Here is a 2,181-nt window from a genome sequence, read left to right as displayed (position 1 = left end):
GCCGCACGCCGCTGCCGGCGCACCCCGCCCGGGCACGTCCGCGCCCCCCGCCTGCTCGCCGCCCTGGAGTCCTCGTGACCTCGATCTTCCACACCCACATGGGCGCCGACTTCGGCCGCCTGCACCCCGAGATCCGGCGGCGCTTCTCCGTCGGGCTCGACAGCGGCGAAGCCTGCGTCGGGCGCGGGACGATGGAGCGGATCCGCCACGGAGCCCCTTTCGTCAAGCCGTTCCTCCGGCTCGGCGGGACGCGCAACATCCTCGTCCCGCGCGAGGGGCGCGACGTGCCCTTCGTCATCGAGAACTTCCCCTACGTGGACTCCTTCGGCCGCGAGACCGTCACCTTCGTACGGACCTTCCAACTGCCTGACGGCCCCCACCGCTTCGACGCCACGATGGTCTTCAGCCCCGAGCGCGACTGCGTCCTCGACTACCTCGGCACCCACCAACACCTCGCCAGCGACCTCCACATGAGCGCCCAACCCGACGGCTCGCTACTCATCCGCTCCGGTGAGCACCGCTTCCGCGAGGGCCCCGTCGACGTACGCGTCCCGTCCCTGATCGGAGGCGAAGCCGAGGTCCGCGAGTCGTTCGACGAGAGCACCGGCCGCTTCCGGGTCCGGGTGCGGGTGACCAACCGGCACTTCGGTTTCCTCTTCGGCTACGAGGGCTCCTTCACCGCCGAGTACGTCGACGCGGGCGGGAACGGACTCCGCGCCGGCCTGCGGCCTGTCCGCGAGGAGGCCCGCGCGTGAGCACGTCCAGCGAGGCCACCCGCCTCAAACTCCTCGAAGGGGCCCTGCGCACCCTGGTCGAGCAGGGCATCGCCAAGACCTCGGCCCGCTCGATCGCGACCACCGCCGGGGTCAACCAGGCGCTGATCTTCTACCACTTCGGTTCCGTCGACGAGCTCCTGGCCGCCGCCTGCGTGCACGGCGCCGAGCAGCGCGTCTCCCGCTACCGCGAGCGGCTCGCCGCCCTGGACTCCCTCGCGGAACTCCTGACCTTCGCCCGCGCGATGCACGCCGAGGAACGGGCCGCCGGCCAGGTGGCCGTCCTCGGCCAGTTGCTGGCCGCAGGCCAGACCGCGCCCGCCCTCGCGGCCGCGACCTCCGCCGGGCTCGCACTGTGGATCGAGGAGCTGGAGACCGTCCTGACCCGGCTGCTCGCCGCGACCCCCCTGGCCGCCTTCGCCGACCCCGCCGGGCTTGCCCGTGCTGCGGCCGCCTCCTTCGTCGGCATCCAGCTGTACGAGGGCGTCGACCCCGAGGGCGCTGCTCGCGCCCTGGACTCGCTCGAACAGCTCGCCGTCCTCGCCCAGGCCCTGGAAGGACTCGGCCCCCTGTCCCAGCGGGCAGTCACCCACGGGCTGCGCCGCCGTACCCGAGACTGACCCGGCGCCTTCGTCCAGCGGCGGGATGCTGCATAGGCGTCGATGAAGTCCCGGGCAGTTTGTTCAGGCGTCGAGGCGGCGCTTGGCGAGCCAGGTGACCATCTCGGGGTCGTGGTGGTCGAAGAACAGCGAGCTGTCGGCGTCCAACGTGGCGATCCGGGCCATCTGCTCGTCGGTGAGCGTGAAGTCGAAGACGTCGAAGTTCTCCACCATGCGCTCGGCGCGCACCGACTTGGGGATGGCGATGACGCCGCGCTGGGTCAGCCAGCGCAGCACGACCTGGGCCACCGACTTGTCGTACTCCTTGCCGATCCCGGCCAGGAGCGGATTGGTGAACAGGTCGTTCCTGCCCTCGGCGAAACCGCCCCAGGACTGGATCTGTACGTCGTGTTCGCGCATGAGGGCCTGGTAGTCGGCGCGCTGGAAGAACGGGTGGGTCTCGATCTGGTTGACCGCGGGGGTGATGTCGTTGTTGAGGATCAGGTCGAGCAGTCGGTCGGGATAGAAGTTGGCGACGCCGATCGCCTTCGTGCGGCCCTCGCGGTTGAGGGCTTCCATGGCGCGCCACTGGCCGTAGACGTCGCCGAAGGGCTGGTGCATCAGGTACAGGTCGAGGTGGTCCAGGCCCAGCTTGGTCAGCGAGGTCTCGAAGGCCCGCTGGGTGTTGTCCTCGGCGGGGGCGTCCTGCACCCACAGCTTGGTGGTGATGAACAGGTCCGCGCGGGCGATGCCGCTGGACTTGATCGCCCGGCCGACGGCTTCTTCGTTGCCGTACGCAGCGGCGGTGT

3 protein-coding genes are annotated in these 2,181 nt (G+C 70.5%); 2 read left to right on the top strand and 1 reads right to left on the bottom strand.

What is annotated here, in order from left to right:
* Positions 1 to 74: 74 nt before the first annotated feature.
* A complete protein-coding gene (locus J0695_RS38695; protein ID WP_206969537.1) occupies positions 75 to 755 on the top strand; it encodes a DUF4166 domain-containing protein in 681 nt (226 codons plus the stop codon).
* Entirely contained in the window at positions 752 to 1,393 is a 642-nt protein-coding gene (locus J0695_RS38690) for a TetR/AcrR family transcriptional regulator (protein ID WP_206969536.1), read from the top strand. The genes J0695_RS38695 and J0695_RS38690 overlap by 4 nt, the downstream gene beginning before the upstream one ends.
* 63 nt (positions 1,394 to 1,456) lie before the next feature.
* Here the strand turns inward: J0695_RS38690 and J0695_RS38685 are convergent.
* The coding region (locus J0695_RS38685) for an aldo/keto reductase (RefSeq protein WP_206969535.1) at positions 1,457 to 2,181 on the bottom strand (725 nt) is incomplete at its 5' end.

Source organism: Streptomyces beijiangensis (genome assembly GCF_017315755.1).
GTDB lineage: Bacteria > Actinomycetota > Actinomycetes > Streptomycetales > Streptomycetaceae > Streptomyces > Streptomyces beijiangensis.
The sequence above is the reverse complement of the archived record's forward strand: the minus strand, read 5'-3'. Positions and strand labels throughout refer to the sequence as shown.